Consider the following 22,895-nt stretch of genomic DNA (forward strand, 5'->3'; position numbering starts at 1 on the left):
ATATTGTATAGTTATTCTTATATAATAATAAAAGTGAGGTATTTTGAATTGAAAAAGAAAAAGTTATTTTTAGGAACAATTATTTCATGCGTAGTACTGGCATTATCGGCATGTGGTTCCTCAGACAACGTAGTAACATCAAAAGTAGGAAATGTTACAGAGAAAGAGTTAAGTAAAGAATTAAGACAAAAATATGGGGAAAGTACTTTATACCAAATGGTGTTAAGTAAGGCGTTACTAGATAAATATAAAGTTTCAGATGAGGAAGCAAAAAAACAAGTAGAAGAAGCAAAAGATAAAATGGGTGACAACTTTAAATCGACTTTAGAGCAAGTTGGATTGAAAAATGAAGATGAATTAAAAGAAAAAATGAAGCCGGAAATCGCATTTGAGAAAGCGATTAAAGCGACTGTCACAGAAAAAGATGTAAAAGATAACTATAAACCAGAGATTAAGGTAAGTCATATTTTAGTGAAAGATGAAAAGACTGCTAAAGAAGTGAAAGAGAAAGTAAATAATGGTGAAGATTTTGCAGCTTTAGCGAAGCAATACTCAGAGGATCCTGGTTCAAAAGAACAAGGCGGAGAAATAACTGGTTTTGCTCCAGGGCAAACGGTGAAAGAATTTGAGGAAGCTGCATATAAATTAGATGCAGGACAAGTAAGTGAGCCAGTAAAAACAACTCACGGTTACCATATTATTAAAGTGACAGATAAAAAAGAATTGAAGCCATTTGATGAAGTAAAAGATCAAATTCGTAAAGATTTAGAACAGCAAAGACTACAAGATACGACAGGTAAATGGAAACAGCAAGTAGTTAATGATTTATTGAAAGATGCGGATATTAAAGTGAATGATAAAGAATTTAAAAATACATTTGAATTTCTAGAAAAGAAATAATGATTGCAATTAGAAAAAGGAACCTATATAGGTTCCTTTTTCTAGTTAGTGTGTGTGTTATAAATAGATAGTAAGACAATATAATATTACATTTAAATATTAAGAATTTCAATGGGAATTTATGTATTTTTTTAAAATTGGAATGATCAATACTTCATAGAATGTTGATATTATAATGTTTCGTTTGCTTAATTTCATTCCACTATTTGCATGTAGTCTGATTGGCGCGGGCTAATTAAAACTTGAAGTGATTTAAGTTTTTCTTTATTGAAGTGGATAAACATAATTTGCAGAATGAAACATACAATAGTATTGAAAAAATATTGATGTTAAATGAAGTGAAAAGCAGAACATTCTACTAAAAAAGAATGTTCTTTTTAGTATGAAATTTTCAGGGAAAAGAAAGAATGCTTTTAAAGAAATTATTTAATAGATAAATATATTACGTAGGAGGAGAAAATATGAAAGTAATTTTTCAAAGAGAAGGTGGAGGGAAGGTTTTTGAATCGTATGATGAAGATATAAGCAACTTATTAGCTATTTTAAAAGAAACGAAAGGGATCAAGATTGGGATGGTTGAGTATGAAGTATTAAAATATGAATTAGAGTATTTTCGTAACCCAAAAAAAGCAGTAACAGAGAGGGAGTTACATATAATAGTACAACCAAAATATATGTAATAATAAGGGGCAATTATTTATAAATAGTTTTATACATTATGTACGAAAAGAGAGTGTTTAAATTGCTCTCTTTTCATAGAAATTCATAAGGAATGAATTGTGGTTCGTTATAAATTCCTTAAATTTTGTGAGTTCGTTCTTTATAATATATGCTTTCATTTATAGTTGGTTAATAAACTTGAAAAATTAAAACTTTTTAGTTTAGGCAGGGATTTTACATTCGAGTAGATAAATATTCATATAAAGTATTTTGTATATGAATATTGGAGGAGTAAAAATGAGTTTAGCAAGTTATATAGGGTGCAATGTAGAAATTCCGTTAACGGATCCAGATTCTAATGATGTAATTGTTTTTGGGTCGTGCTTTTCAGATGAAAGTATGCTTGAAATTGTACAAGAGTTTCAATTTCAAACAAGTTACACGTATGAAGTTTCAACGAGCTGGGGCATTGAACTTGTTGAGTGGCAAAGTGAAAAGGAGAAGAAAGAAGCTAAAAAAAAGCTATTAGCTTTATGCTCGATTATGGAAGGTTATTTAAATGAGGGGGACTATTTTGAATTATTCAGTTGTTGGGTTGGTGATGAAGATCAGGAACGAGTGGGAGAATTAAAATTAAAAATAAATCATTTTAATATAGATGAGATTTGTATCCCGGAAAGAACGCTTGTCAGGATAGAAAAATAAATATGGAAATATACGTTATTAGAAAAAAGCGACTTCACTTTGTATGAAGTCGCTTTTTCTGTTGATATGTGGACGGCCTATTATATAAGAAGTGAAAAGCTCACTTGATGAAGAAAAAATAAATGATGGATAAAAATATAATTTAAATCATTCCAAAAGAACGTAAGTTCGTGTATAATTAGAACGAATGTTCTTGTATGTGTAGATAGTATACGAATAAGAAATAAAGTGAAACTTTAATAAGCAGGGTGTTCATCGTCCGTTATTTATTAGCTTTCACCAATTAAGCGTTAACGGGCAGTTGATTTTCGTCTTACCTCCTCGCATATAGCGGATTTTGAGGTAGGAGCTTCACTACCTGTTAATGCCGGATAAATATGAGCCTAGCATTATGAAAGAATAATTGAGTACCATTATGTGTGAAATTGAATGGATAAATGATCAAGGAGATAAAGAAATGAATGATGTAAAGATGCAGAAAATAGAAAGAGAATGGGTTCCATTTACAGTAATGTCGGAACAGTTGTTAAGTTTGCGAAAGGTTATTGGAGAGAAGTTTAAAGTACAAAAACCGCTCTTAACAAACGAAGCAAAAGAGAGAATTTCTGATAAATTATTAACGTCATTATTGTCTGAGAAAGAAATATTGGTGACATATTTTGAAGATGGTTACATCCTTACAAGTTATATGACAGTAGTGCATATAAACCCGCTAAAGCGCATTGTAATATGTACGGACGCATTTTATAAAACTTACGTATTTAATACTTCTGATATTATTGAAATAACGTAAAGGAAGCTGAAATTTCAATTTTAGCTTCCTTTACGTTATTTTAGATGAGGGATATAAATAATGAAACGAAAAAGCAGCTAGCTTCATACTAGCTGCTGAGCCCCAGGGAAAGGGAGAAAAAGATAGGGTACTCCAAAAATCAATAATAGCTGTGTAACAGCCTAATTATAGTATAGACAAATTTAAAATTCCTAAACAGAACGATGAAAAAATAGGATTAGGCTGTACCCACTTGGTTTTGATCTGCAAGGTCAGAATCAAACGTATTAGTCGCGCTCACGCCATTAAAAGTATTAACAACAAAACCAACGTTTGAAGCACCAGATCCATTATAAGCCTTCGTATTTTCTTTCGGAGAAACGTTGTAGAAATCGCCTAAGTTAAATGAACCGTTACTATTTTGTACAACTAAATTCCCTACAACTGAGGGCATAGTTTTCACCCGCTTTACAATCATTTGTTAACATTACTATATGGCCTTATAGTCCAAATGGTTCATGTAACAAAAATTGTGGAATAGTAAAACGTTTGAAGTGTAGCTTAATCCTACAATAAAAGTATGTTAAAATTAATGTAAGGTCGATTAATTTTAAAAAACAATTGTATAATTAATATATACAAAATCAAAGGAGGCAAAATGTAATGAATAATGTTATAAAAAAAGTAGATTTAACAGATGCAAAATCAAGTAATCTTGTTGCACTTATTTATAGCAATGAAGTTATATTGGTTGAAGAAGCATTTTGTCCAAATGAAATAAAATTAAAGTTTAATGAAATTGCAATTTTATCGGCTATTAAAACAGCACATATAATGAAAGTATCCATCAGAAAAGAACTGGAAGCAATTTTTCATGACACTGGTATTTTATTTGTGAAGCATAGTGTTGATTATGGAAATAGTCAATCTATCACTATGCATTTTGAACAATTCAAAAAGTTGCAAAATGAGATTGAGAATTTAAATAAAAATCGGTAATCAGAATAGATGAAGATTCTTTCATAGAGGTTAACTGTTCTATGTTGAAAAAATGGTTTAAAAATTTTTTAGATGAATCTCACTGTAAGCATAAATATGGTTTTATTAAGGATAATGAAGATTTTAAAAGAGGTAATCTAGGTGTAACTTTTATATATTGTGTGAGAAATGCGGGAAAGAGAAGCTGAAATATAAAAGCAATAACGAAATAAATAATGACTTTTTTGATATATAAGCAAGAGTAACTGTTATGGTTACTCTTTTTGCTTACATAAAAACTCCTACTAAAGTATGAAATGAGTTGATACTTTAGTAAATGGCTGAATGAAAAGGGAGAGTGTAAAATTTTATAAAGGAGGAGAGGTATATGCAGCGAAACGAAACTGGAAAAGTTGTAATGATTACAGGAGTGACGCAAGGATTAGGTCGTGCAATGGTTGATCGATTTCATGAATTGGGATGGAATATATATGGCTGTGGACGTTCAAAAGATAAAATTGAAGAATTGAAAAAATATTACGGTAATATACATGATTTTCAAATAATCGATGTTTCAGACTCCCAGCAAGTAAGTAATTGGGCGAGTTATATACTTCATAGATATAGAGCACCTGACTTGTTAATAAATAATGCATCGATTGTTAATAAAAATGCGCCACTGTGGAAAGTAACAGCTCAAGAATTCGAAAATGTAATGAATGTAAACGTAAATGGTGTAGTAAATGTAATTAGGGCATTTGTCCCAGCGATGGTAGCTAGGAAAGAAGGAATGATTATTAATATGAGTTCTAGTTGGGGCCGAGAGGGAGAAGCTGAGCTGGCGCCATATTGTGCCTCAAAGTTTGCAATTGAAGGTATCACGAAATCTATGGCACTTGAATTACCCTATGGTATGGCTGTAGTTGCTTTAGATCCGGGCGGAAGTATTAGGAGCCCAATGCTGTATTCATGTGCACCACAGTATGTAAATGAATCACCCACACCTGAAATGTGGTCAGATCATGCGATTCAATATATATTAAATATAACAATAGATAAAAATGGAGCTTCATTGACATGCCCAGAATGTATGTAAATATATTTTGAATTGTATACGTATCTTTTAATTAGCATATTTTCAGTGATATACGCTTTGTCTAAAAAAAGTACCTTAAAGGTGCTTTTTTGTATGATTAACACATTTTAGAATGCACAAAATTACATATAGAAAATAAATATGAGATAAAGGATGTCATTTGTGTATGGCGAAAAAAGCACTAGAAAATTTCTAAATAGGTGATAAAAATGAATCCAAGCGGTTTAAAAGTGACAGGAGCATGGTTTCAAGTAGGAGGAAATCTTACTGCGGCTATTGGGACGACAAGAGGATTTATTGGAGAAGAGAAAGTTGAATCAGATCTTGTAATTGTAGGAAGCTCATTACAAGCCCTCGGTTATATATTACAAATAATAGCGAGTAATGATACCGGAAATGAAGCTGAAAGAGAAAATCAAAATATGTGTTTGGAGAATAAAAGTGAAATGCTTGATAAAATGGGCATTGAATTATTAGCATTAGGGAATATATCAAATGTAATAGGAACATATTTTAATATAAATAAACAATTGAAAGAGAATGATCATCTCATAATTATCGGGAACAGTTTACAATCGATTGGTGCTTTTTTAGGAGTAGAAGCAGCTTTACTTCAGATGAAAGCAATACAGAGAATTATAATACTAGGTAATTCTTTGCAAAGTTTAGGTGCTGGACTTCAAGCGTATCAAGGTATTATTAATGTATCAAAGAACGAAATAGAAAATGAAGGCAGTATGGTTGATAAGAAGAATGAGAAGATAATAGCACTCATTGGTATTTGGATACAAGCAATAGGAACTATTATTTCTGCGATTGGATTAACTATAATAGAGAAAGAAGACAGATTAGAAAAAATAAAAATATGAAAATACACATTTGATAAAGGAAGGGGGATTTTAATTTTACATACGTGGTAAGATTGAAGTAGTAGGTTTTTAGGCATTTGAATAGAATATATAAGAGTAGAAAAGTTTTTCATGCTTAATTGGAATTTATGAAATATAAAAATAATTGGTTTTGTGAGCGTATGAAAAGAAGAGAGATAAAAAATACAAAACAAGGAGTTTTCAAGAGATGATGTATTTATTGGCAATTCTACTACCACCAGTAGCCGTATTATTTTGTGGAAAACCATTTCAAGCAATAATTAACTTCCTATTAACATTAATATTTTGGGTTCCAGGAGTTATACATGCGATATTAGTTGTACATGATAAAAAAGCAGACCGGAGATTAAAAAAACAAATTGAAGCATATGATGAAATGAATAAGAGGAATAGAAGATAGCTAAGTCGTGAAATGATTGTAAAAAGAAAGGGGGACTACCTCCTTTCTTTTTTTCATTCTGTTTAAGTTTAAATTTTAGTATAGCGGTAAGAATTTTTAATATAAGTATTGTGATAATTAGTTTTAGATTGTGCGCTTAATAAACCGGTGTAAATGTTTTCAGGCACGTTAAAGAAATCATACATTCCATTCTTTAATTGAATGCGCAAAATCATAGAAAAAGGATTATAGCCAACAGCAACTATATTTTTTGAAATCACGGGAGATAGTTTCATCATTACGCAACTCCTCACTTCTCATTTTTAATAATTTCTTGTAGATGTTGAGGTTGTGGTGTTGAAATCCTTATAATTAAAGAGGTATTATACTTATATGCAATATATTAAATGTTCGTTATACGTAATTATAAGGAAGTTCACACGAAGTACATATCGTTGTGCTATTTTTATTTCACCTTTGATTTATAAATAAGAAAATATTGACCATTTGAAAAAAAGGTATATTATTTATACGAGGTATTAAAAATTCACTTTTTACATTCTATGCTTAAAGGGGCAGCATTATTAGGAAAAATAGAAGTGAAAATAGTTTGTATAAGAAGTATTCTAAAATTTATAATCTGTGAATTAGGAAAATATTGAATGCTCCAGGTCGATATACTTTCTTAATTAACTTCAGTTTAGAAAGTGACCTCAATATTTTTAAGTAAATCAACGGGAGAATTGAAAGGCAGGAGAAAGTAACATGTCAGAAAATTATCGTTCTCGAGAGGAACGACGACAAGTTAAAAAGAAAAAACAGCCAGCTTCTAAAACACAAAAACCAAAAGGGAAAACTTCATTCTTTCGTAAGTTTTTAATTACTTGTTTATTACTTGGTATTGTTGGTTTAGTGGCAGGGGTTGCTACCTTCTTCGTAATGATTAAGGATGCACCGAAACTTGAGAAAGCAAAACTTGTTAATCCGTTATCCTCAAAAATTTATGATAAAAATGGCGATTTGGTATATGAATACGGGAAAGAAAAACGGACGAATGTTACGTATGATCAAATTCCTAAATTAGTAGAAAATGCATTTTTAGCAACAGAAGATTCACGTTTTTATGAGCATAGTGGAGTAGACTTTAAAGGTACTGCCCGTGCTGTCTTGGTGAGTCTTAAAGGAGATTACGGTTCACAAGGTGGAAGTACAATAACGCAACAGGTTATTAAAAACTACTTCTTATCGATGGAAAAAACATCAAAACGTAAAGTTCAGGAAATATATTTAGCGTATAAGCTAGAACAACAATATTCAAAACATGAAATTTTAGAAATGTATTTAAATAAAATTAACTTAGGAAACCGTTCATATGGTATCGCAACAGCAGCACAAAACTACTATGGTAAAGAATTAAAAGAGTTAACATTACCAGAAGTTGCGATGCTTGCAGGTTTACCGAAAGCACCGAATAACTATGATCCAACAAAAACGGAAAATATTCAAAGGGCAACAGAAAGAAGAAATGTTGTACTAGGATTAATGAATCGACATGGATATATTACGAAGGCAGAAATGGAAGAAGCTTCGAAAGTTAAAGTTACAGATGGACTTAAGACTGCAACTGTTCAGGCAATGCCATATCCTGCATTTATGGATGCGGTTGTGAAAGAAGTTGAAAAAGAATTGCCAGATGCTAACATTGGTTCTGACGGTTTAGAAATTTATACAACTTTAGACAAAGATGCACAGATTGCTGCTGATAGGATATTAAATGAAAATATTATTAATTATCCAAATGATAAATTCCAAGGTGCATTCACATTTATGGATACGAAAACAGGAGAGGTTCGTGCTATAGGTAGTGGCCGTGGTGAAAATAAGGCAGTATTTAAAGGGCATAATATGGCAATTGATTTAGATCGTGCAGCTGGTTCAACTATGAAGCCAATCTTTGATTACGGTCCTGCAATTGAATACTTAAAATGGGCTACGTATCATCAAATTGATGATTCTCCATTTAAATATTCAACTGGACAAGAACTTCGAAATGCGGACAGAAGTCACCTAGGCCCAATTACTATGCGTGAAGCGTTAAAAATGTCACGTAACGTTCCAGCAGTTAAAACTGCAAAAGAAGTAGGACTTAATAAATCAAAGGAATTCTCTGAGAAATTAGGTATTACATTTAATAAACCGCCGGCAGAATCTACAGCTATTGGTACAAATGAAGTATCACCAACTGAAATGGCGGGTGCTTATGCGACATTTGGTAATGGTGGAAAGTATGCAAAACCGCATTTTGTTAAGAAAGTAGTTTATCCAGACGGTAAGTCACAAAGTTTTGAGCAAAAACCAAAACAAGTTATAGCTGACTCTACAGCATATATGATTACTGATATGCTTCGTTCAGTAGTAACATCTGGTACTGGTACAGCGGCAAATATAAGTTCTTTAGATGTAGCTGGTAAAACAGGTACAACAAACTATGATTCAAAACAACTAGCAAAATATAACATTCCAGAAAGTGCAACCCGGGATAGTTGGTTTGCAGGTTATACGCCGCAATATACGATGGCGGTATGGACTGGATATATGAAAGATGGTAAGGACGAGTATATTAGTAGTAAAAATACGAAAATTGCACAGTTGATCTTTAAAGAAATGATGAGTGAGTTTGCTACTGACAAATCACGCTTTAAAATGCCAAGTAGTGTTATTCAAGAAGGTAGTGAGCTACGTATAAAAGGTGAAAAACGTGATTCTTCACCAAATACGAGCGTACCGGATACAACGGAACAACCAAAACAAGATCAAAAGCAAAAAACTGAAGAAGAGAAAAACAAAGAAGAATTAAAGAAACAAGAAGAGCTTAAAAAACAAGAAGAACAAAAGCAACAAGAGGAACTGAAGAAGCAAGAAGAACAAAAGAAACAAGAAGAAGAAAAGAAACAAAATGAACAAAATAATGGAAATGGCCAAGGAACGACACCTCCAGCAAATAACGGAGGAGGCCAAGGAAATACAACACCTCCAGCGAATAATGGAGGAGGCCAAGGAAATACGACACCTCCAGCGAATAACGGAGGAGGCCAAGGAAATACGACACCTCCAGCGAATAATGGAGGAGGCCAAGGAAATACAACACCTCCAGCGAATAATGGAGGAGGCCAAGGAAATACAACACCTCCAGCAAATAATGGGGGAGGTCAAGGAAATACAACTCCACCAGCGACCACACAACCAGAGACTGGCGGGAATGCAGGAGAAGCCCCTGTCAATAATGGACAATAAGAGAAGTTAATAAAAAGTACAAAAAAGCACTTAAGATTTGTGAAAATTACAATCTTAAGTGCTTTTTTATCGTTTAAATTTAAATGTTAAAAGTACCGTAGAAATTTTGAAAATAAATTGATGGAAAATGATAAAAAACTTGAGCCTGAGGCAATGGAGTATAACTGGGGTTGTAAAAGGTAGTACTACTTGGATGTGCGCCATGATGCCAAAATGAGGGAGTAACTTGACCTGGAATTTGATATTGTTGCCAAGTTGCAGGAAGTTCAATTCCTACATCGGAACTAGCTGTATGAACGGCTGGAACGTGTATCCCAGGAGTCGAAGGAACGACGGCTGTTACTCTTGAAGATACCCACATAACATAATCACTCCTAAGTTGTGATAATAAAGTAGTATATTCTTTTCACGCGTATAAAGGTACATATAGATAGGACTTTAGGCTAATGTATACTTATAAAGTTGTAAGACCAATTTATATTGATGGTGGACCATTTATTATAAAAAGTTACGTCTATTTACGGAGGGAAAAGGGACTAAGAAAATGTAAAATGGAGGTGTTAATTGCAAGAATATACGTGTTTATGGAGGAATTTTAATGGAACGATTATGGACGAAATCATTTATTCAAATGACTTTCGCAATGTTATTTTTTTTTACAGGATTTTATTTACTTGTACCAACGCTCCCGCTCTTTATTAAAGAGATAGGCGGTAATGAATCACAAGTTGGACTTATGATGGGAATGTTTACAATAGCAGCAGTTGTAATACGACCGATTATCGGAGGAATGTTAGATCAATATGGGAGAAGATCTTTTATTATTTTCGGACTCGTCTTTTTTGGGATAACGATGTATTCTTATAATTTAGCATCGACTATTGTTCTTTTAGCTGTTTTACGGGTTATTCATGGCGTGACATGGGCTGTTTCTACAACAGCTGTTGGAACAGCGATAACTGATATTATTCCAGATTCACGCCGTGGTGAAGGTATGGGTTGGTACGGGATGGCTATGACAATTGCAATGGCGATCGGCCCAATGATTGGATTATCGGTTGTACAACATTATTCATTTCACGGCCTATTCTTGTTGGCAACTCTTTTATCCTTTATGGCAGTCCTATTATCGTTCATGACGAAAATGCCATTCACACCACAAAAAGAAAAAGGGAAAATGCAGTTGTTTGAAAAATCGGTTCTCTCCATTACAATTGTAGTTTTCTTTTTATCATTTGCATATGGAGGAATTACGACGTTTTTACCGCTATTTGCATCTTCAATCGATGTGAATCCTGGGACATTCTTTCTTGTATATGCAGTTGCTTTAACGATTGTAAGACCAATTTCAGGAAAACTATTAGATAAGTATGGAGAAGTATTTATTATACTCCCGGCACTATGTATTACGATTATCGCGATAGTTGTATTAACGATTTCAAATAGTTTAATAGGGGTAGTTATCGCAGCTGCATTATACGGTGTTGGATTCGGTTCAGCACAGCCCGCATTACAAGCAGCGATGCTTACAATTATTGATCCGAGTAAAAGAGGAGTTGCTAACGCTTCATTCTTTACCGCATTTGATTTAGGGATTGGACTTGGTGCGATTTTACTTGGAGTTGTTTCGCAAATGTTCGGTTACCGTATTTTATTTGCAGGTAGTGCAATTTCAGGACTAATCGCTTTCATTATTTTTGTCATTTTTGTAAAACAGCGATTAGGTAAAAAAGAATTTGCGTAAACGAGAGGAACAAAGATCAAAATTTCAATTGAACATGACGCTCTACAATGGTTTAAGGAAGAATTCTGAATATAGCATGTTAATAGTCCAATTCAGCCTGGATATTCTTTAGGAATAGTCTTTAGGAAATTATATGGCAAATTATGTAAGTTGATGATCTTTAGCACTTTCAAAACTATCATTTAGTTGTAGGTTAGTACGGGGAAACGTAGGAATTTAATTTAATTATGTAAAATAATAACTTTTTTAAAAGTAAATAAGTTTTATATAAGAATTATATTGAAGAGATAGTGAAATAAATATTATGAAGAAACGAGTTGTATATGTGTACAGCTCGTTTTTTTATTTTCTTAAAAAAAATGGGAGAATGATATGTTCTGTAGGATTTTCTGATTCATCCTTATATTTTGTTTTAATAAGGCGAACAAAGAAGTCTGTCCTTTCTTTATAAAATATGAAAATTATTTTTGAAAAATTGTATTGTTACATCGGTAAAAGTATAGGAAACTTATCATTATAAAATAAATTGAAATCTTCTAAAAACTCTGATACATTGAAATAGAAATGTAGTTTCACGATTTTGTAAAGGCTTACAGTTATGTGCACGAAGATCTATTAGGATTGGAGGAAATAATGATGAAAGCTGAAGAAAAATTTTCCCCGGGATTAGATGGTATAGTGGCAGCGGAGACGAAAATTTCGTTTCTTGACACAGTGAAAGGTGAAATTGTAATTCAAGGGTATGATTTAATCGAACTCTCAAAAACAAAAGAGTATTTAGACATTGTGCACCTTTTATTGGAAGAACATCTACCAAATGAGGATGAAAAAGCAAAACTCGAAAAGAAATTAAAAGAAGAATACGCGGTACCAGAAGGTGTATTCAACGTATTAAAGGCATTACCGAAAGAAACGCACCCGATGGATGGATTGCGTACAGGTGTGTCCGCATTAGCTGGTTATGATAATGATATCGAAAACCGTTCGTTAGAAGTAAACAAAAGCCGCGGGTACAAATTATTGAGTAAAGTACCAAACATTGTAGCGAATAGCTATCATATTTTAAATAATGAAGACCCAATCGAACCTCTTAAGGAATTAACATATAGCGCGAATTTCTTCTATATGTTAACAGGTAAAAAACCAACTGAACTTGAGGAGAAGATCTTTGATCGTTCCCTTGTTTTATATAGTGAACATGAAATGCCAAACTCTACATTTACAGCGCGCGTTATTGCATCAACGCAATCGGACTTATATGGTGCTTTAACAGGTGCAGTTGCATCTTTAAAAGGTAGCTTACACGGCGGTGCAAACGAAGCGGTTATGTACATGCTTTTAGAAGCTGGTAATGTTGAGAAGTTTGAAGAGTTGTTACAGAAGAAACTATATAACAAAGAAAAAATTATGGGCTTTGGACATCGTGTGTATATGAAGAAGATGGATCCAAGAGCACTGATGATGAAGGAAGCTTTAAAGCAGTTATGTGATGTAAAAGGCGATTATACACTATATGAAATGTGTGAAGCTGGAGAAAAGATTATGGAGAAGGAAAAAGGAATTTATCCGAACCTTGATTATTATGCAGCTCCAGTATATTGGATGCTTGGTATTCCAATTCAACTTTACACACCAATCTTCTTTAGCTCTAGAACAGTAGGACTATGCGCGCACGTAATTGAGCAACATGCGAACAATCGATTGTTCCGTCCACGTGTAAATTATGTTGGCGAGCGACATGTACTTAGTAAATAAGAACAACTGGGGAGTTGTTAGCGCCGCCCGCTAGATGGGTGTTTGACCGACACCCATCATTAATAATAACGAATTTTCGACAGAAAGGGAAGAATAGTATGATTAAAACAAATGAAATTAAACAAAAAGATGCATTATTAGAAGAAATTGCGGATTATGTATTAAATAAAGAGGTAACTAGCGCAGAAGCATTCAGTACTGCTCGTTACGTATTACTTGATACACTTGGATGCGGAATTTTAGCACTACAATATCCAGAGTGTACGAAATTACTAGGACCAGTTGTACCAGGAACGATCGTGCCGAATGGTACACGTGTACCAGGTACGTCATATGTGCTTGATCCAGTGAAAGGTGCATTTAATATCGGATGTATGATCCGTTGGTTAGACTATAACGATACTTGGCTTGCAGCAGAATGGGGACATCCATCTGATAACTTAGGCGGTATTTTAGCAGTTGCAGATTATATTAGCCGTGTTCGTATTTCAGAAGGAAAAGAACCATTAAAAGTACGTGAAGTATTAGAAATGATGATTAAAGCACATGAAATTCAAGGTGTACTAGCTTTAGAAAATAGTTTGAATCGTGTTGGTCTTGACCATGTATTATACGTAAAAGTAGCAACAACTGCTGTAGTTGCAAAAATGCTCGGCGGAACACGTGAAGAAATCTTTAATGCATTATCACATGCATGGATTGATAATTCTAGTCTTCGTACATATCGTCATGCACCAAATACAGGCTCACGTAAATCATGGGCAGCAGGTGATGCAACAAGCCGCGGTGTTCATCTTGCAATGACTGCTCTAAAAGGTGAAATGGGATATCCAACAGCATTATCTGCACCAGGCTGGGGATTCCAAGATGTATTATTCAATAAACAAGAATTAAAGTTAGCAAGACCATTAGAGTCTTATGTAATGGAAAATGTATTATTTAAAGTTTCATATCCAGCAGAGTTCCATGCACAAACAGCTGCAGAGTGTGCTGTGAAATTACATCCAGAAATTAAAGAAAGATTAGATGAAATTGATCGTATTACGATTACAACTCATGAATCAGCAATTCGTATTATCGACAAAGAAGGTCCATTAAATAACCCAGCTGATCGTGATCATTGCTTACAATACATTACGGCAATTGGTTTGTTAAAAGGAGATATCGTTGCGGATGATTATGAGGATGTAGTAGCAAATGATCCACGTGTAGATGAATTACGTAATAAGATGGTTGTTGTTGAAAACAAACAGTACAGTTTAGATTACCTTGACCCGAACAAGCGCTCAATCGCCAACGCTGTTCAAGTTCATTTCAAGGATGGCACTGTAACAGAAAATGTGGAATGTGAATATCCACTTGGTCACCGTTTCCGTAGAGACGAAGCAATTCCAAAAGTTGTTCAAAAATTCACTGCAAATATGGCAGGTCATTATTCTAGTAAGCAACAAGAACAAATTCATGAAGTTTGTCTAAATGAAGAAAAACTAGAAAATATGAATGTAAACGAATTTGTAGATCTATTCTTAAATTAATAATAGGGGGAATATAGAATGGCTTGGGTTGTGAATAAACAGTCAACACAAGAGGAGCTTGCGAATCGCTTCCGAGCTTTAGTAGAAGCAAATGGGATTTTGCAAATTCCAGGTGCTCATGATGCAATGGCTGCTCTTGTTGCGAAAAATACAGGTTTTTCAGCTTTATATTTATCGGGAGCTGCTTATACTGCAAGTAAAGGTCTACCAGATTTAGGAATCGTGACGTCTACTGAAGTAGCAGAGAGAGCAAGGGATCTAGTAAGAGCTACAGATTTACCAGTTCTTGTTGATATTGATACAGGATTTGGCGGTGTATTAAACGTAGCGAGAACAGCAGTAGAAATGGTGGAAGCAAAAGTTGCGGCTGTTCAAATTGAAGATCAACAATTACCGAAGAAATGTGGACATTTAAATGGTAAGAAACTTGTTACTACAGAAGAGTTAGTTCAAAAGATTAAAGCGATTAAAGAAGTTGCACCAAGTTTATATATTGTGGCACGTACAGATGCTCGCGGTGTAGAAGGCTTAGATGAAGCGATTGAAAGAGCGAACGCCTATGTAAAAGCAGGTGCAGATGCAATATTCCCTGAAGCACTTCAATCAGAAGAAGAGTTCCGTCTATTTAATAGTAAAGTAAATGCGCCTTTACTTGCGAATATGACTGAGTTCGGGAAAACGCCGTATTATAGTGCAGAGGAATTTGCGAATATGGGCTTCCAAATGGTTATTTATCCTGTAACTTCACTTCGTGTTGCAGCGAAAGCATATGAGAATGTGTTTACTTTAATTAAGGAAACAGGTTCTCAAAAAGATGCACTTTCAAGTATGCAAACGAGAAGTGAGTTATATGAAACAATTTCATATCATGACTTTGAAGAACTAGATACTGGAATTGCAAAAACAGTATTATCAGAGGATCAATAGATAAAACAACTAAGGCGATGAGAATACATCTTTGGCAAAACGAACTGCTTGATGTGACAATTCATCGCCTTCTGTTTTCAAAAATAAGAAATTCCACTCATCGTAGACGAGCATACGTAGTAGCAAGTAAGGCCGAAATGATAGGGGGATTCAGATGGAGAAAACAAAGTTACCGTGGGATGAATTTTTTTCACTTAATAAAGATGTGAATTATACTTTCTTTACGCCAGAAGATTTTTCAGGAGATGAAGATTTAATCGCAAAAACGACAGAACAATTCGTTAAACAAGAAATTGTTCCACAAATGGAGAATATAGAACAACATAACTATAAAATTTCTCGTCAATTATTTGAGAAAGCTGGAGAACTTGGATTATTAAGTATCGAAGTCCCAGAAGAGTACGGCGGATTTGAGTTAGGAAAGGCAGTTTCAGGGCTTGTAGCAGAAAAAATGGGATACGCTGGTGCATTTAGTGTTTCCTTTAATATACACGCTGGTGTAGGTACATTGCCTTACATATATTACGGAACGAAAGAACAAAAAGAAAAATATTTGCCGAAAATTGCGTCTGGAGAATGGATTGGGGCTTATGCTTTAACTGAGCCAAATGCTGGTTCTGATGCTTTAAGTGCAAAAACAAGTGCAGTATTAAATGAAGATGGTACTGCTTGGAAGTTAAATGGTGAGAAGCAGTGGATTACAAATGCTCATATGGCAGATGTATACGTTGTTTTTGCGAAGACAAATAAAGGAATGACAGCGTTTATTGTCGAAAGAACATGTGAAGGTGTATCCATTGGACTAGAAGAAAAGAAAATGGGGATTAAAGGTTCTTCAACGGCTACCCTAATTTTAGAAGATGTTGTCATCCCTGCTCAAAATGTTTTAGGGGAAGTTGGAAAAGGGCATCACGTAGCTCTTAATATTCTTAACTTCGCTAGACTAAAGCTGGCTTTTGGAAATATTGGAACAGCAAAACAAGCAATTGGTTTGTCGGTTCAATATGGAAAAGAGCGAAAACAGTTCCAAACGGAATTAGTAGATTTTACGATGATTCAAGAGAAAATTGCAAATATGATCATTGCTACATATGGTGCAGAAAGTGCAGCCTACCGTACAGCAGGTGTAATTGATGAAGCAATTCATGAGAGTGATGAAGATCTTATGAAGAAAATGTCTCAATTTGCAATTGAATGTGCACTTAATAAAGTAAATGCTTCTGAAACACTTGGTCATATCGTAGATGAAGCTGTACAAATCCATGGTGGTTACGGTTATATGCAAGAGTACGAGGTAGAACGATTATATCGTGACGCTAGAATTAGTCGTATTTTTGAAGGAACAAACGAAATTAATAGATTAACAGTTGCTAAAATGTTAATGAAGCAAATGGAACAAATTGAAGATACTGAAGTAGAAGTTGATGTAGCAAATGTTGAAAGAAACCATCGTTACATTTTATTAGCGAAAAAATTGTTGAAACAATCTTTGAAAACGCTCTCTAAAACTCCAGGGTTAAAAATTGACCAAGAACAAGAATATTCACGTGTATTATCAAATATGTTAACGGACGTGTACGTCATGGAATCAGCATTTTTACGCACGAGTAAAGCAATTAGTAAAAATGGTGAAGAGAAAGAGCGTACGAAACAAATGATAACTGATGTTATTTGTGAAGAAGGCTATCGTAAAGTAGAAGAAGCAGCGATTTCTATACTTGCAGCGGCTGTCACAGAAGAACAAGATAGACACGTAATTTTAGCTGAAATTCGTCAATTATTAGTGCCTTTATACACGAACGTATTTACAAAAAAGAGAGAAATTGCGAAAGCTATTATAAATCGCGGAAAGTATATTGTGTAAATAGGAGGAAAGCGATATGAAAAAGATTGGCTTTATCGGTTTAGGTAATATGGGTCTTCCGATGTCTAAAAATTTAGTTAAATCGAGTTACACAGTATACGGTGTGGATTTAAATAAAGAGGCCGAAGCTTCCTTTGAAAATGAAGGAGGAATTATTGGCTTATCAATCTCAAAACTAGCAGAAACATGCGATGTGATTTTTACAAGTTTACCTTCACCTCGCGCTGTTGAAGCGGTGTATTTTGGGGAAGAAGGATTATTTGAAAATAGCCACTCGAATGTAGTTTTAATTGATACAAGTACTGTATCTCCACAATTAAACAAACAGTTAGAGGAAGCTGCAAAGGAAAAGAAAGTAGACTTTTTAGCAGGGCCTGTTAGTGGTGGGGTAATTGGAGCTGAAAACCGTACATTAACGTTTATGGTTGGTGGATCGAAAGAAGTATATGAGAAAACGGAATCTATCATGGGCGTACTAGGCGCGAATGTTTTCCATGTTAGTGAGCAGATTGATAGTGGCACAACAGTTAAATTAATTAATAACCTATTAATTGGTTTTTATACAGCTGGTGTGAGTGAAGCTTTAACATTAGCGAAAAAGAATAATATGGATTTAGATAAAATGTTTGATATTTTAAATGTAAGTTACGGTCAAAGTAGAATTTATGAGCGTAATTATAAAAGTTTCATTGCAACTGAAAACTACGATCCAGGATTTACTGTGAATTTATTAAAGAAAGATTTAGGATTTGCAGTAGATTTAGCGAAAGAAAGCGAACTTCACTTACCAGTAAGCGAAATGCTATTAAACGTATATGAAGAAGCAAGTGAGGCAGGATATGGTGAAAACGATATGGCTGCTTTATATAAGAAAGTTAGTGAACAGTTAATTTCTAATCAAAAATAATAGACTTATATACATCATAAAAAAGGAGAGAATATAATGATTACAACTGAAATTAAACGAGTAAAAAATCATATTAATGGTGAGTGGGTAGAATCTACTGGTACAGAAGTAGAAGCAGTTCCGAATCCGGCGACTGGAAAAATTATCGCTTACGTTCCGCTATCTCCGAAAGAAGATGTTGAAAAAGCTGTTGAAGCGGCAAAAGCAGCATACGAAACATGGTCTAAAGTACCAGTTCCGAATCGTTCAAGACAATTATATAAATATTTACAGCTTTTACAAGAAAACAAAGAAGAGCTTGCTAAAATCATTACGCTAGAAAATGGTAAAACATTAACGGATGCAACTGGTGAAGTGCAGCGAGGGATTGAAGCGGTAGAACTTGCAACATCAGCACCAAATTTAATGATGGGACAAGCTCTTCCGAATATTGCTAGCGGCATTGATGGATCGATTTGGCGCTACCCAATTGGAGTTGTTGCTGGTATTACACCGTTTAACTTCCCAATGATGATTCCATTATGGATGTTCCCACTTGCAATTGCTTGCGGTAATACGTTCGTATTAAAAACATCGGAAAGAACGCCACTTTTAGCAGAGCGACTTGTAGAGTTATTCTATGAAGCTGGTTTTCCAAAAGGGGTATTGAATTTAGTACAAGGCGGAAAAGATGTTGTAAATAGCATTTTAGAAAGTAAAGATATTCAAGCTATTTCATTCGTTGGATCTGAGCCGGTAGCTCGTTACGTGTATGAAACAGGTACGAAACACGGGAAACGTGTACAAGCGTTAGCTGGTGCAAAAAACCATGCGATTGTAATGCCTGATTGCAATCTTGAGAAAACAGTGCAAGGTGTAATTGGATCTGCATTCGCAAGTAGTGGAGAGCGCTGCATGGCATGTTCAGTAGTAGCAGTAGTTGATGAAATTGCTGATGAATTCATCGACGTACTAGTAGCAGAGACGAAGAAGTTAAAAGTAGGTGACGGTTTCCACGAAGATAATTATGTTGGACCATTAATTCGTGAATCTCATAAAGAGCGCGTATTAGGCTATATTAATAGCGGTGTAGCAGATGGAGCAACTTTATTAGTTGATGGTCGCAAAATTAAGGAAGAAGTTGGAGAAGGTTACTTTGTAGGTGCGACAATCTTTGATGGTGTAAATCAAGAAATGAAAATTTGGCAAGATGAAATTTTTGCTCCAGTATTAAGCATTGTACGAGTTAAAGATTTAGAAGAAGGTATTAAATTAACAAATCAATCTAAATTTGCAAATGGCGCGGTTATTTATACGTCAAATGGTAAACATGCACAAACGTTCCGTGATAATATCGATGCTGGTATGATCGGTGTAAACGTAAACGTTCCAGCACCAATGGCATTTTTCGCATTTGCAGGAAATAAAGCTTCATTCTTTGGGGATTTAGGTACAAATGGTACAGATGGTGTTCAATTCTATACACGTAAAAAAGTTGTAACAGAGCGCTGGGTTTAATAGAGAGTAAACAGCCAAAACAGTTGTTAAATGAAAAACACCACTCTGAAGATGTGGTGTTTTTCGTCTTGTTAATTATTTTTTTCAAAAGCTAGTTTAATACCAAAACCAATTAAGACGATTCCTGTTAAGCCTTGAATATAACGTTGCGTCCTCGGTTTTTTCATAAAAGCACTAATTTTATCAATTAAAAATATATAAAAAGCGAACCAAATAACTGTTAATACGAGGTAAGTAAGACCCATTACGAGAAGTTGAATAAACGTATTATGATTTGGATTTAAAAATTGAGGTAAAAACGTTAAAAAGAAGACTGCAACTTTAGGGTTTAATAAATTCGTAAGAAACCCTTGGCGAAAGCAAGAAGTGTGTTCATCTTCATTATTTAAAGGTATATCGTTCGTATCAAAGCCTTCTTTGTTTCTTACCGCTAAAAGGGCTTTAATGCCAATATAAATTAAATACAGAGCTCCAACGTACTTGAAAATAGAAAATAAAAGAGCTGACTTTACAATAATTGCGGAAAGTCCGATTACTGCTGCTAAAGTATGAATTAAAAGTGCAACACATGTACCGAACACTGTTTTCACTCCACCGACCTTACCGGCAACCAATGTATTTTTCGTCGCCATTGCAGTATCAGGACCGGGTAAAATAATAAGACAAATAGACATAATGATGAAAAGAAAATAATTTTCAATCATAGTTGCTCCTCCTTTTTATTTTTAGAATATTTGATTAAAAATAGTGTAGCACACATTTTTGATTTAATAAAATTAAATTTTATTAAAAATTATTAAATGAGAAAGAGGCTATATAGTAGTGAAATTCCACTACTATATAGCCTCAATTTTATCCCGCATGACCGGACGATCGGTGAGGGCTAATAATAAGCGGGTAATGAATCCCCACTTATTAATGTTTCACCTTATTATGCATTAAGTAAGTTAAAGAACCGATTTACATCTTCTTCTGAAACATCACTTAATTGCTTATATTTATAATTCGGATTTTGATCTTTATCAACGACAACGGATCGTACTCCTTCGAAGAAATCTTCATGTCTCATGAAATTTTTAGCAAGTACAAGGTCGGTAGCGAAACATTCTTCAACGGATTTATCTTGTCCATCAATAAACTGTTTTAAAGTTACTTTTAATGAAATAGGGGATTTTGATAATAGCGTTTCTTTTGTTTTTAAAGCAAAGGAACTTTGAGCTTTCTCCAATGAATGGACGATCTCTTCAATTGTATCGAAAGCAAAATGAGTATTCATTTCTTCTAATGAAGGAGCAAGCTCGCTTTCTAATTTTGGAGCAGTTGCAAATGTACGAATGACTTCTTTTAAATTAGTATGTACATCATCTTGTTTATGCCAATTTACACTTTCAAGTTCAGTAAGGAAAATTGGTAATGAATCAGATGTCATAAAGTAATCAGCAGCGTTTATAAATAATACGTCAGAAGCTTTTAAAACAGATGCTGTTAAAGCAACATAGCGGCCAGCAAACCCTGGAGCTTTATTTAAGAAATAAGCAGCACCGACATCTGGGAAGAAGCCGATATTCATCTCTGGCATTGCCCATTTCGTACGCTCAGTTACAATTCGATATTTCGCACCATTTGTAATACCGACACCACCGCCCATTACAATTCCATCTAAACAAGCGATGATCGGTTTTTTATATTGATAAATATATGTATCAATTTCATACTCTTCTTCAAAAAAACGTTCCGCATGCTGCAATGCAGCTTCATTTGAACGCGCTTCATAAAGAGTTTTAATGTCGCCGCCTGCACAAAAACCTTTTGTGCCAGCTCCTTTTAATACGATAAGCGCAATTCGCTCATCATGTTCCCATTCTTTCAATTTTTGCCCAATTGGTTGCAACATGTCATAAGATAAAGAATTAAGTGCTTTTGGGCGGTTTAAAGTAATTGATGCAACGCCGTTTTCGCTAACAGAAAATAAAACGTGTTCAGTCATAATTCATCCTCCCTTACATATCTTCTTATTCTTAATTCTTGATACGTACTGAAATGTCCTTTATAAAGTTTGTCTAAAGTTGACGGTACGTGTTAATTTGTATACCGCATATTTTGACGAGATATATTTGCAGGATTTCTGAGGTTGAAAATGAATATTACAACATTACTGTAATTGTAATTATTTGAAATTATCATGATAAACACGCTATTATATATGTGTAAATTGTGCATAATCACTTCAAAAAGAGTATTTGAAGTGATTATGATGAAAGAAAAATTGCTTTTCATTAGAAATAGAGAAAGGAGAAATCGGAATGCCAGGACCTTTACTATTGTCGGTGATTATTTTGTCTTCTTTAATGATAGGGATAACGCAGTATTTTCATCATACAGATACGACAGAGGAAGTGAAGGATAAAGTACGACTTGTATTTCCGATTTTTATCATATCTATTTCTTTTTGCATTTTATTAAATAAGGATGGGTACATTATCGCAGTATTTTCATTTTTTGTAGCGATCGTTTTCATTACAGTTTTATATTATGTAATGAAAGACTTTATACAAAAATAAAGATGTCACATTAGACATTTTTATTTTTACAATAAATAAAATTTCACATACCGTATTATATATAAAAATAAAAAACATATAGCGATAGAAAAGTGTGTACTTTGCCGTGTATTTACTTGTCAATCTTGCATAGCCAATATACTATTAATAGTGTAGAGATTAGAAAAAGGGGTTGTATCTGTCATGAAATTTGAGATGCACACAAAAATTATTTCAAATGAAAAAGAAGTAAGATTACATATAGAAGAAAACATATTTCAATTAAAATTGGATGGTTATCACTTATTTACAGTTCAAGAAATATTGCCTTTATATAAATCAAATGAAGAAAGAATTGGTAGTGCAATGATACAAAAGTTAGAGTGGGAAAACGGAAAAACTACAATAAACTATCAACTCGTATCACTAAAATCAGTAAATTAAAAGGAGCA

The 22,895-nt window shown here is 34.0% G+C and carries 23 protein-coding genes and 1 pseudogene; 19 read left to right on the forward strand and 5 right to left on the reverse strand.

The window, feature by feature from the left end; translation table 11 throughout:
• Window positions 1-48 precede the first annotated feature (48 nt).
• The 4 genes from ACSG5Z_RS03995 to ACSG5Z_RS04010 all read left to right on the forward strand — a co-directional run bounded on the left by ACSG5Z_RS03995 (window position 49) and on the right by ACSG5Z_RS04010 (window position 3,058).
• Entirely contained in the window at window positions 49-900 is an 852-nt protein-coding gene (locus tag ACSG5Z_RS03995; RefSeq protein ID WP_431070398.1) for a peptidylprolyl isomerase PrsA, read from the forward strand.
• Between the two features lie 461 nt (window positions 901-1,361).
• Window positions 1,362-1,580 carry a hypothetical protein gene (locus tag ACSG5Z_RS04000; protein ID WP_087980343.1) on the forward strand — a complete coding sequence of 73 codons (219 nt, stop codon included), beginning with the start codon at window positions 1,362-1,364 and terminating at the stop codon, window positions 1,578-1,580.
• Between the two features lie 277 nt (window positions 1,581-1,857).
• On the forward strand, window positions 1,858-2,265 hold the full coding sequence (locus ACSG5Z_RS04005) for a hypothetical protein (RefSeq protein ID WP_087980344.1): 408 nt from the start codon (window positions 1,858-1,860) through the stop codon (window positions 2,263-2,265).
• Between the two features lie 457 nt (window positions 2,266-2,722).
• Entirely contained in the window at window positions 2,723-3,058 is a 336-nt protein-coding gene (locus ACSG5Z_RS04010; RefSeq protein WP_435710714.1) for a YolD-like family protein, read from the forward strand.
• Between the two features lie 217 nt (window positions 3,059-3,275).
• Here the strand turns inward: ACSG5Z_RS04010 and gerPF are convergent, their stop codons facing one another.
• On the reverse strand, window positions 3,276-3,491 hold the full coding sequence (gene gerPF / locus ACSG5Z_RS04015; protein ID WP_001141565.1) for a spore germination protein GerPF: 216 nt from the start codon (window positions 3,489-3,491) through the stop codon (window positions 3,276-3,278).
• Window positions 3,492-3,700: 209 nt separating this feature from the next.
• Here gerPF and ACSG5Z_RS04020 point away from each other — a divergent pair, with 209 nt between their 5' ends.
• The 5 genes and pseudogenes from ACSG5Z_RS04020 to ACSG5Z_RS04040 all read left to right on the forward strand — a co-directional run bounded on the left by ACSG5Z_RS04020 (window position 3,701) and on the right by ACSG5Z_RS04040 (window position 6,401).
• Window positions 3,701-4,036 (forward strand): hypothetical protein, encoded by a 336-nt coding sequence (locus tag ACSG5Z_RS04020; RefSeq protein ID WP_435710715.1) that lies wholly within the window; start codon window positions 3,701-3,703, stop codon window positions 4,034-4,036.
• Window positions 4,037-4,077: 41 nt separating this feature from the next.
• Window positions 4,078-4,271, forward strand: a pseudogene (locus ACSG5Z_RS04025) (hypothetical protein).
• 132 nt (window positions 4,272-4,403) lie between these two features.
• The gene (locus tag ACSG5Z_RS04030) at window positions 4,404-5,111 is read left to right on the forward strand and encodes an SDR family oxidoreductase (RefSeq protein WP_435710716.1); all 708 of its coding nucleotides are present in this window, start codon (window positions 4,404-4,406) and stop codon (window positions 5,109-5,111) included.
• 209 nt (window positions 5,112-5,320) lie between these two features.
• Window positions 5,321-5,980, forward strand: coding sequence for a DUF6944 family repetitive protein (locus tag ACSG5Z_RS04035; RefSeq protein WP_435710717.1), 660 nt, complete (start codon window positions 5,321-5,323; stop codon window positions 5,978-5,980).
• A 208-nt stretch (window positions 5,981-6,188) separates the two neighbouring features.
• The gene (locus ACSG5Z_RS04040) at window positions 6,189-6,401 is read left to right on the forward strand and encodes a YqaE/Pmp3 family membrane protein (protein ID WP_000990228.1); all 213 of its coding nucleotides are present in this window, start codon (window positions 6,189-6,191) and stop codon (window positions 6,399-6,401) included.
• Between the two features lie 68 nt (window positions 6,402-6,469).
• Here the strand turns inward: ACSG5Z_RS04040 and ACSG5Z_RS04045 are convergent, their stop codons facing one another.
• Complete coding sequence (locus ACSG5Z_RS04045) at window positions 6,470-6,679, reverse strand: KTSC domain-containing protein (RefSeq protein WP_131933606.1); 210 nt, start codon at window positions 6,677-6,679, stop codon at window positions 6,470-6,472.
• 466 nt (window positions 6,680-7,145) lie between these two features.
• Between ACSG5Z_RS04045 and ACSG5Z_RS04050 the strand changes: the two genes are divergently transcribed.
• On the forward strand, window positions 7,146-9,674 hold the full coding sequence (locus tag ACSG5Z_RS04050) for a PBP1A family penicillin-binding protein (RefSeq protein ID WP_087982450.1): 2,529 nt from the start codon (window positions 7,146-7,148) through the stop codon (window positions 9,672-9,674).
• 79 nt (window positions 9,675-9,753) lie between these two features.
• Here the strand turns inward: ACSG5Z_RS04050 and ACSG5Z_RS04055 are convergent, their stop codons facing one another.
• Window positions 9,754-10,035 (reverse strand): hypothetical protein, encoded by a 282-nt coding sequence (locus ACSG5Z_RS04055; RefSeq protein WP_060488674.1) that lies wholly within the window; start codon window positions 10,033-10,035, stop codon window positions 9,754-9,756.
• 237 nt (window positions 10,036-10,272) lie between these two features.
• Between ACSG5Z_RS04055 and ACSG5Z_RS04060 the strand changes: the two genes are divergently transcribed.
• The 7 genes from ACSG5Z_RS04060 to ACSG5Z_RS04090 all read left to right on the forward strand — a co-directional run bounded on the left by ACSG5Z_RS04060 (window position 10,273) and on the right by ACSG5Z_RS04090 (window position 19,903).
• Window positions 10,273-11,418 carry an MFS transporter gene (locus tag ACSG5Z_RS04060; RefSeq protein WP_435710718.1) on the forward strand — a complete coding sequence of 382 codons (1,146 nt, stop codon included), beginning with the start codon at window positions 10,273-10,275 and terminating at the stop codon, window positions 11,416-11,418.
• Window positions 11,419-12,051: 633 nt separating this feature from the next.
• Window positions 12,052-13,173: a citrate synthase gene (mmgD, locus tag ACSG5Z_RS04065; RefSeq protein WP_137036222.1), complete on the forward strand. Its 1,122-nt coding sequence runs from the start codon at window positions 12,052-12,054 to the stop codon at window positions 13,171-13,173.
• Between the two features lie 98 nt (window positions 13,174-13,271).
• Window positions 13,272-14,708 carry a 2-methylcitrate dehydratase gene (gene prpD, locus ACSG5Z_RS04070; protein ID WP_000598118.1) on the forward strand — a complete coding sequence of 479 codons (1,437 nt, stop codon included), beginning with the start codon at window positions 13,272-13,274 and terminating at the stop codon, window positions 14,706-14,708.
• Window positions 14,709-14,726: 18 nt separating this feature from the next.
• Window positions 14,727-15,635 carry a methylisocitrate lyase gene (gene prpB, locus ACSG5Z_RS04075; protein ID WP_097857151.1) on the forward strand — a complete coding sequence of 303 codons (909 nt, stop codon included), beginning with the start codon at window positions 14,727-14,729 and terminating at the stop codon, window positions 15,633-15,635.
• Between the two features lie 154 nt (window positions 15,636-15,789).
• The gene (locus tag ACSG5Z_RS04080; RefSeq protein WP_088609407.1) at window positions 15,790-17,499 is read left to right on the forward strand and encodes an acyl-CoA dehydrogenase FadE; all 1,710 of its coding nucleotides are present in this window, start codon (window positions 15,790-15,792) and stop codon (window positions 17,497-17,499) included.
• Window positions 17,500-17,515: 16 nt separating this feature from the next.
• On the forward strand, window positions 17,516-18,406 hold the full coding sequence (locus tag ACSG5Z_RS04085) for an NAD(P)-dependent oxidoreductase (protein ID WP_435710719.1): 891 nt from the start codon (window positions 17,516-17,518) through the stop codon (window positions 18,404-18,406).
• Between the two features lie 36 nt (window positions 18,407-18,442).
• Entirely contained in the window at window positions 18,443-19,903 is a 1,461-nt protein-coding gene (locus ACSG5Z_RS04090; RefSeq protein WP_435710720.1) for a CoA-acylating methylmalonate-semialdehyde dehydrogenase, read from the forward strand.
• 71 nt (window positions 19,904-19,974) lie between these two features.
• On the opposite strand, the gene ACSG5Z_RS04095 is transcribed toward ACSG5Z_RS04090, so the two are convergent.
• Window positions 19,975-20,607: a LysE family translocator gene (locus ACSG5Z_RS04095; RefSeq protein WP_435710721.1), complete on the reverse strand. Its 633-nt coding sequence runs from the start codon at window positions 20,605-20,607 to the stop codon at window positions 19,975-19,977.
• A 227-nt stretch (window positions 20,608-20,834) separates the two neighbouring features.
• Window positions 20,835-21,890: an enoyl-CoA hydratase/isomerase family protein gene (locus ACSG5Z_RS04100; RefSeq protein WP_435710722.1), complete on the reverse strand. Its 1,056-nt coding sequence runs from the start codon at window positions 21,888-21,890 to the stop codon at window positions 20,835-20,837.
• A gap of 316 nt (window positions 21,891-22,206) precedes the next feature.
• On the opposite strand from ACSG5Z_RS04100, the gene ACSG5Z_RS04105 reads away from it, so the two are divergent.
• Window positions 22,207-22,464 carry a hypothetical protein gene (locus ACSG5Z_RS04105; protein ID WP_046955733.1) on the forward strand — a complete coding sequence of 86 codons (258 nt, stop codon included), beginning with the start codon at window positions 22,207-22,209 and terminating at the stop codon, window positions 22,462-22,464.
• Window positions 22,465-22,647: 183 nt separating this feature from the next.
• Complete coding sequence (locus ACSG5Z_RS04110) at window positions 22,648-22,887, forward strand: DUF2584 family protein (RefSeq protein WP_000667347.1); 240 nt, start codon at window positions 22,648-22,650, stop codon at window positions 22,885-22,887.
• Window positions 22,888-22,895 lie beyond the last annotated feature (8 nt).

Origin of the sequence: Bacillus pretiosus (assembly GCF_051294775.1) — a bacterium.
GTDB classification, from domain to species: domain Bacteria; phylum Bacillota; class Bacilli; order Bacillales; family Bacillaceae_G; genus Bacillus_A; species Bacillus_A wiedmannii.

What these genes read in the sequence shown, in the direction of transcription:
- ACSG5Z_RS04000 (WP_087980343.1), top strand. Translation starts at nt 1,362, where the DNA reads ATGAAAGTAATTTTTCAAAGAGAAGGTGGAGGGAAGGTTTTTGAATCG.
- ACSG5Z_RS04005 (WP_087980344.1), top strand. Translation starts at nt 1,858, where the DNA reads ATGAGTTTAGCAAGTTATATAGGGTGCAATGTAGAAATTCCGTTAACG.
- ACSG5Z_RS04010 (WP_435710714.1), top strand. Translation starts at nt 2,723, where the DNA reads ATGAATGATGTAAAGATGCAGAAAATAGAAAGAGAATGGGTTCCATTT.
- gerPF (WP_001141565.1), bottom strand. Translation starts at nt 3,491, where the DNA reads ATGCCCTCAGTTGTAGGGAATTTAGTTGTACAAAATAGTAACGGTTCA.
- ACSG5Z_RS04020 (WP_435710715.1), top strand. Translation starts at nt 3,701, where the DNA reads ATGAATAATGTTATAAAAAAAGTAGATTTAACAGATGCAAAATCAAGT.
- ACSG5Z_RS04030 (WP_435710716.1), top strand. Translation starts at nt 4,404, where the DNA reads ATGCAGCGAAACGAAACTGGAAAAGTTGTAATGATTACAGGAGTGACG.
- ACSG5Z_RS04035 (WP_435710717.1), top strand. Translation starts at nt 5,321, where the DNA reads ATGAATCCAAGCGGTTTAAAAGTGACAGGAGCATGGTTTCAAGTAGGA.
- ACSG5Z_RS04040 (WP_000990228.1), top strand. Translation starts at nt 6,189, where the DNA reads ATGATGTATTTATTGGCAATTCTACTACCACCAGTAGCCGTATTATTT.
- ACSG5Z_RS04045 (WP_131933606.1), bottom strand. Translation starts at nt 6,679, where the DNA reads ATGATGAAACTATCTCCCGTGATTTCAAAAAATATAGTTGCTGTTGGC.
- ACSG5Z_RS04050 (WP_087982450.1), top strand. Translation starts at nt 7,146, where the DNA reads ATGTCAGAAAATTATCGTTCTCGAGAGGAACGACGACAAGTTAAAAAG.
- ACSG5Z_RS04055 (WP_060488674.1), bottom strand. Translation starts at nt 10,035, where the DNA reads ATGTGGGTATCTTCAAGAGTAACAGCCGTCGTTCCTTCGACTCCTGGG.
- ACSG5Z_RS04060 (WP_435710718.1), top strand. Translation starts at nt 10,273, where the DNA reads ATGGAACGATTATGGACGAAATCATTTATTCAAATGACTTTCGCAATG.
- mmgD (WP_137036222.1), top strand. Translation starts at nt 12,052, where the DNA reads ATGATGAAAGCTGAAGAAAAATTTTCCCCGGGATTAGATGGTATAGTG.
- prpD (WP_000598118.1), top strand. Translation starts at nt 13,272, where the DNA reads ATGATTAAAACAAATGAAATTAAACAAAAAGATGCATTATTAGAAGAA.
- prpB (WP_097857151.1), top strand. Translation starts at nt 14,727, where the DNA reads ATGGCTTGGGTTGTGAATAAACAGTCAACACAAGAGGAGCTTGCGAAT.
- ACSG5Z_RS04080 (WP_088609407.1), top strand. Translation starts at nt 15,790, where the DNA reads ATGGAGAAAACAAAGTTACCGTGGGATGAATTTTTTTCACTTAATAAA.
- ACSG5Z_RS04085 (WP_435710719.1), top strand. Translation starts at nt 17,516, where the DNA reads ATGAAAAAGATTGGCTTTATCGGTTTAGGTAATATGGGTCTTCCGATG.
- ACSG5Z_RS04090 (WP_435710720.1), top strand. Translation starts at nt 18,443, where the DNA reads ATGATTACAACTGAAATTAAACGAGTAAAAAATCATATTAATGGTGAG.
- ACSG5Z_RS04095 (WP_435710721.1), bottom strand. Translation starts at nt 20,607, where the DNA reads ATGATTGAAAATTATTTTCTTTTCATCATTATGTCTATTTGTCTTATT.
- ACSG5Z_RS04100 (WP_435710722.1), bottom strand. Translation starts at nt 21,890, where the DNA reads ATGACTGAACACGTTTTATTTTCTGTTAGCGAAAACGGCGTTGCATCA.
- ACSG5Z_RS04105 (WP_046955733.1), top strand. Translation starts at nt 22,207, where the DNA reads ATGCCAGGACCTTTACTATTGTCGGTGATTATTTTGTCTTCTTTAATG.
- ACSG5Z_RS04110 (WP_000667347.1), top strand. Translation starts at nt 22,648, where the DNA reads ATGAAATTTGAGATGCACACAAAAATTATTTCAAATGAAAAAGAAGTA.